Genomic DNA, 5,514 nt, shown 5'->3' with positions numbered 1-5,514 from the left:
CCGGCTCAGTCACGCCCATCTCTCACCGTGTCTCTACACACCGCGCGCCCGCGCGACGACGAGACCCACCCCCCGAACCTCCACCGGCGGGCCGCCCACCACCAGAACCCGCCCCCCCCGCCCGTCGAGGTTTCGGGGGCAGTGTCACAAAGGCCAGAACGGGCAGGATCAAGAGACGGGACAGGCGACGTCCGCCGGGCACTCCTCGGTTTCCGGCGGGTAACACCGCGCATGGACCTACCATCGAAAGGGAAGGCACCGCGCCCCGAGACCCGCTGAGGTGAACGTGAGCAACTGGGCCGATCTGACGAATGGAAAGAGGATCAAGCACCTTCGGGGCTCCGATCTGACACAGCAGGGCCTAGCCGACGCGTCGGGCTTGTCTCTCGCTTTAGTGCAAAAGGCAGAGCAGGACCGCGGAGAGCTGTCCGTCGGTTCCCTGCTCAAGCTCGCCCATGCACTCAACACGGATGTCTCCGTGATCCTGGGCCAGCAGGCACCGCGCCGAGGCATGGGCCAGAGCGACCGCGCCGCCCTGCGTCTGCTGTCCGACTCCGTGCACGAGAGCGCACTCGGCGAGTGGGAGGGCATCGACGACCCGAGCACCGTCGAGGAGTTGGGCAAAGCCCGCGACCTCGCGTGGTCTGCCTACTGGGCGAGCGATACCTCGAAGGTAAGTAGCTACGCCTCGAAGGTACTCATGGAGGGACAAGTCAGGTACGCCAGCGCCACGGGTGCGGAACGCGTAGAGCTGGGATCGATCCTGGCGAGCACGTACCGCGTGGCGGCGTCCTGCTCGACCGGATTCGGACAACGGGACCTCGCTTTGAGCGCCCTCACGTCGGCGAAGTACCTCGCGAAGGAGGTTGACGATCCAGTTCTGACCGCGCTACTGGAATCCACGCTGTCATGGATCTACCTCCGAGGCGCCAAGATGCCTCGCGCCGTGTCCGTGGCCGAGCGTGCGGCACTGGCGATCGAGCCGTCGTTCAGTAACACCTCTCGCCCCCAACTGCTCGCGTACGGGCGTCTGATGATCTCAGCGGCCGTGGCAGCGTCGAGGCGCGAGGACGAGAGCGCAGCCGACGACTACATCTCACAGGCGCATGCAGCAGCCGCGAGGCTCGGGCGGGATGAAAAGCTGTACGGAACCAGCTTCGGCCCAACCGCCGCAAAAACAGAGGCCGTTGGGATTCACGTCGCCCTGAAGAACTACGGGCGCGCTCTCAAGCTCGCCAGTCAACCCGACATGCAGAGACTTCCCAAGAGCATGTCGAAGGTCGCGCGCAACCGGTACAAGCTCGACGTTGCCCTCGCGCAGAGCGCAACCGGCCTGTACGACCAGGCCGGCGACACCCTGATCGAGGTTGGCCTCGACGCGCCGGAGTGGGTCAAGCATCAGGCGTTGCCGGGGGTCATCGGGAATCGTCTCGCCAAGGTATCGACGGCGCGAGTCCGGCGGATCGGCGAAGTCATCGGAATGCCGTTGATCGCGTAAGTCGTACGGAGCGTAGGAGTTGGGACCTGGTTACCTCGCTGGGTCCTACTCTCCATCACTTCACCATGTGTGATCGAGGCGCCACGATTGACACATGGTCAGAACCGAGAACGAACAGCAGCAGGGGACAACACCCCCGCGACGTACGGCCGGTGACCGTGAGCGCCGGCGGACCCTTGCCGATGCTGCGGCCGGCGTGACGCCGGACGAGGGCGGCACGTCGACCGCAGCACCGAAGATCGAGCGCTTTCGCATCGTCATCTACATGTGCGGAGCGCCGAACGCGGACCTCAGCCGAGCGCAGGACGAGGCACACGAGTACGCCGACGCGTTCGGGTGGGACATCGCAGCCGAGATCGAGGATCGCCACGGACTCAGCCACCCCGAGGGGCGCCCCGGACTGGCGCAGGCCGTCGAGCGCATCAAGAACAAGGAAGCGGGCGCGGTGCTGACGCCGTGGCGGTCGATGATCTCTCCCGTTCCCGAGGAGTTCGACGAGGTCGCGCGCAAGCTGGAGAGTGCCGGCGGCTTCCTTCACGTGATGGACTCCGACCGCGCGCAGGCCAGCGCTGCGCCATGACCGCGGCGCCGAACGTCTTGGGGATGGCGGTCGCCGGCTACTGGTGCGAGTGGTTGTTGTCCGACGCAGATGCCCCGGACGAACCGCGCCGCATCAAGTCCTGCGGCGTCTCCTCCCCGGCGAACGCGCTTCGTTGGGCGCGGGTCAAACTCAACATGATCGGTTCCGCGCTCGACGAACCAGCCTCGGCGTACGTCTTCGACTGGTTGGACAGGGACCCGAGCGACGCCGAGGCCGCACTCGGTCGCGGAGAACCGTTCGAGTTCGCAGTGTCGTACGGCGACGTTCGGCTCGCGTGGACGGCGCGGCGAGTCTCTTTCCTGCCGTTGGTCGGCGGTAGCCCCATCCCCCACGGCGCACGCGGGGGTGCGCCGTGGGAGTGAAGCCCATGGAGTTGTGGGCACGGTTCGAGTTTCACCGTGGGTCGTGCCACCGATGCGAACGCACCAATCTGCCCGTTGCCTGTGTGGGGACCATGGAGGCACGAGGGGTGACGGTCGAGTTCCTGGCCTGTCACTGGTGCATCTTCCGTATCGAGCAGCTGCATTGGGTCGAGGCCGAGCGTGCCCGACTGAGGGCCGGCGGGCTCCCGGAGGAGCAGCAGCCGCGACCGCGCCCGCCCACGAGACGGCGCCTGTGCGTGCCTGGCGTGCCGTTGGGGCGCCTATCCGGGCGTTTAGCAGTTCTTTCCCGCCTCCCGATGGGGCGGGTTCCTGAAAAGCCACTACCAAAAGGGTCGGCGCGGAGTGAGCAACAAGAAGAACACCGTCAAGGCCGCGAAGTCGCAGATCAAGAAAGACACCAGGAACAGTCAGAAAACGCCGACAACGCAAGTCACGCAAGGGTCACTTGTGGACCGGCACATTCGTAATCACACCCCAGACAGCCTGTACGGAGAGAACAGCGACAGCTGACCACCAGACCCCCGCCTCTGCCGGACGTATCAACTAGACGCCTCCCCCGACTTCTAGTGTGAATTCCCGGCAGGGGCGGGCAAGCCCCCGCCCCGGCGGAACACGGCCCTAGGACAGCCCGAGCGCCACCGGGGCGGGTCAGCAAGTGCACAACGGCGCGGAGACGACACTCCGCACAACGATGCACCAGGAGGAAGTATGACCCCGAACCTCTACGAGCTGTCGACCGACGGGGCCGAGTTCACGGCCTACTGCGGCGGCAACCTCGGCGGCGAGAACGAGACGTGCGTCGAGGTCGCGGCCATCCCCGGCGCGGTCGACTCGTTCGTCATCCGCGACAACAAGACCGAGGCCACCGGCGGTGACCTGCGGTTCACCGGCTCCGAGGTGGACACGTGGGCCGCGAACTGGGTCCGCGAGCGCGGGCTGACGGTCTAGTCTGAGGGCCCCCTCAGACAGCATCACGACCGCCCCCAGAACCTTGGGGGCGGTCCCTCGCCCCTGGGAGTTCGCACATGACTTGGCCTGGTGGCACGCCCGGACACTGGCACGGTTACGGGCCGTGGATCGGGCCCCCGAAGGTGTACGCGCAAGAGGGGAACCGTAGGCCGGCGCACCCCAACGGCGCCCCTGTGCCCGCGGGTCCCGACGACAAGCAGACGCAACGCGTCCTTGATCGTTATCGCGAAGCTGCGGCAGAGTTTCAGAACGGCACGGTGCCGCCATTGATGACCGGTCATTGGCTGATGAAGCGGAGCCATGCCGCTATCGACCGTACGTGGACCGACGTAAATGATGCGGTCGTGTGGTTGAACAAGAACTATTCGGAAAATCCACCGTTTGAACGGGACGACGGCAAGCGGGCGTACAGCGATTTGGACGGGAAGATTGCTTACAGCCGTGAAGCGCTTCGGCTCGGATCGGATGTGAGTTGGGTTTACTACCTCCAATCTCAAAACCTGTTGGCTATGCAGGTTGTTTGCTGTCCGAACCACTTCCATCCAGACCTCGCTTGCCCGCTCCCTCCTAGATGACAGAAGGAGCCCGCAATGTCACTGCGCTACCTGCTGCCGGCGGACGGAGTCACTGAGCTTCTGGGCTCGTGGCCGGACGAACCCCGCTTGTACGAGCGCGAGACGACAGAGTTGGACCGGCACGTAAACGAAGGGTTCTTCGAGACCTGGGCTTTCAGCGGCTGTGTGCCGGCGGCCGAGGTCGCAGTGATGAACCACGGTGCCAAGCCTCCGCGGCCGAGCATCAACCCCGCGGGCTTCATGACCAACGGGCGCACGGACGGCAACAAACTTCGGGGGTACTGCGAGCAGGGCTACACCCTTCGTCTGGGCAACCTCCAAAGGGTTGTGCCCTTCCTCAACGGCGTCTCTCGCCGCATCCAGAGGGAGACGGGTTACTCGAACTACCTGCACGCCTTCCTGACCCCTCCCGGGGGTCAGGGACTCCGTCACCACTGGGACCAACAGATGGCCGTCATCGTGCAGATTTCCGGCACGAAGACGTGGGAACTCTGGGAACCCAAATTCAAAGACCCAATGCGGCTGCATCTGGAGTCGCCCCGCGTCTGGCAAGAACACTGGCGGGAGGAGTGGGCGGCGAAGGGGCCGGATCAGACGTATGAGTTGCGGCCCGGACAATCGCTCTTGCTCCCTCGGGGATGGATTCACAACCCCCACGCGAGGGGCGCGGCTGAAAGCAGCGTCCATCTGACTTTCGCCATTCGGGAACGTACGCCGTTCTGGCTCGCGGAAAAGCTCACAGAGGGAGCGATCGAGGGCGAGGAGTTCCGAAGGATCATTCTTCCTGAACAAATTCAGGGTGACGGTCTATCCGGGGAGTTGGAAGGTGCCCGATTGGCACTCATTCGATATCTGGAAAGGCTCAACCCGGAGGAACTTTCTTCCGCCATCCGGGATGCGGCTCTGACTGAGTTGGAGTACACGACCTAGACCACTGTGCGCCCCTGAACCGGCCCCGGTCGTCTCTCTCCCCCGTGGGAGATGGCCGGGGCCTCCCCATGCCCTCGGGAGTTCTGTGATGCCGTACCGCTGCACGTCCCGGCGAGTGATCGACCTCAACCTCGTCATGCTGTCACTGGAAATCGCGCCCTTCGACGCGACGGATATCGGCTATGAACCTGATACTCCTTTCCGGTGCGACCTTTCCGACGAACCGCACGACACGCACGGTTCGTTTCTTCGTCTGGTTCCCCACGACGATCGACAGGTCTTCTTCTTCTGGGACGCGGTGGGCACAACCGATCACTTAATCTGTCTCTCGCCCTGTGACAAACCCAAGCCGGAGCACAAGGAACCCTGTTGCCTGTGGCGAGGGCACTCCGGGGAATGCGAGTGGGCGATCATCGACCCTGCCGGAATAGCTGTAACGGCTGCGCTGGATCAGGCCGGACCACTTTTCAGAGAGCTGATTGGGCTTTCGGACCTGCTCAGAGGTCTACGGCCTCCGGAAACAGAAATGTAGCCCCCGCGACCGGCACAGTGCCGGTC

Annotated in this window: 8 protein-coding genes; all 8 read left to right on the top strand. The window is 64.6% G+C overall.

From position 1 onward, the window contains the following. Positions 1-286: 286 nt before the first annotated feature. The 8 genes from ACFXAZ_RS20470 (at position 287) to ACFXAZ_RS20435 (ending at position 5,488) form a co-directional block, all read left to right on the top strand. On the top strand, positions 287-1,498 hold the full coding sequence (locus ACFXAZ_RS20470) for a helix-turn-helix domain-containing protein (RefSeq protein ID WP_384592905.1): 1,212 nt from the start codon (positions 287-289) through the stop codon (positions 1,496-1,498). Positions 1,499-1,592: 94 nt separating this feature from the next. Continuing rightward, positions 1,593-2,078 (top strand): recombinase family protein, encoded by a 486-nt coding sequence (locus ACFXAZ_RS20465; RefSeq protein ID WP_384592902.1) that lies wholly within the window; start codon positions 1,593-1,595, stop codon positions 2,076-2,078. Next, entirely contained in the window at positions 2,075-2,461 is a 387-nt protein-coding gene (locus ACFXAZ_RS20460; protein ID WP_384592899.1) for a hypothetical protein, read from the top strand. Before ACFXAZ_RS20465 ends, ACFXAZ_RS20460 begins: the two co-directional genes overlap by 4 nt. Positions 2,462-2,824: 363 nt before the next feature. After that, positions 2,825-2,992: a hypothetical protein gene (locus tag ACFXAZ_RS20455; protein ID WP_384592896.1), complete on the top strand. Its 168-nt coding sequence runs from the start codon at positions 2,825-2,827 to the stop codon at positions 2,990-2,992. A gap of 198 nt (positions 2,993-3,190) precedes the next feature. After that, a complete protein-coding gene (locus ACFXAZ_RS20450) occupies positions 3,191-3,430 on the top strand; it encodes a DUF397 domain-containing protein (protein WP_384592893.1) in 240 nt (79 codons plus the stop codon). Positions 3,431-3,624: 194 nt separating this feature from the next. Beyond that, positions 3,625-4,026, top strand: coding sequence for a hypothetical protein (locus tag ACFXAZ_RS20445; RefSeq protein WP_384592890.1), 402 nt, complete (start codon positions 3,625-3,627; stop codon positions 4,024-4,026). A gap of 15 nt (positions 4,027-4,041) precedes the next feature. Next, positions 4,042-4,956, top strand: coding sequence for a JmjC domain-containing protein (locus tag ACFXAZ_RS20440; RefSeq protein WP_384592887.1), 915 nt, complete (start codon positions 4,042-4,044; stop codon positions 4,954-4,956). A gap of 115 nt (positions 4,957-5,071) precedes the next feature. Then, positions 5,072-5,488 (top strand): hypothetical protein, encoded by a 417-nt coding sequence (locus ACFXAZ_RS20435; protein ID WP_384592884.1) that lies wholly within the window; start codon positions 5,072-5,074, stop codon positions 5,486-5,488. Positions 5,489-5,514 lie beyond the last annotated feature (26 nt).

It is taken from the genome of Streptomyces sp. NPDC059477 (assembly GCF_042749375.1).
Classification (GTDB): Bacteria; Actinomycetota; Actinomycetes; order Streptomycetales; family Streptomycetaceae; genus Streptomyces.
The sequence above is the reverse complement of the archived record's forward strand: the minus strand, read 5'-3'. Positions and strand labels throughout refer to the sequence as shown.

Excerpts from the sequence above, each read along its gene's own strand:
- ACFXAZ_RS20450 (WP_384592893.1), top strand. The coding sequence starts at position 3,191 with ATGACCCCGAACCTCTACGAGCTGTCGACCGACGGGGCCGAGTTCACG.
- ACFXAZ_RS20440 (WP_384592887.1), top strand. The coding sequence starts at position 4,042 with ATGTCACTGCGCTACCTGCTGCCGGCGGACGGAGTCACTGAGCTTCTG.
- ACFXAZ_RS20465 (WP_384592902.1), top strand. The coding sequence starts at position 1,593 with ATGGTCAGAACCGAGAACGAACAGCAGCAGGGGACAACACCCCCGCGA.
- ACFXAZ_RS20460 (WP_384592899.1), top strand. The coding sequence starts at position 2,075 with ATGACCGCGGCGCCGAACGTCTTGGGGATGGCGGTCGCCGGCTACTGG.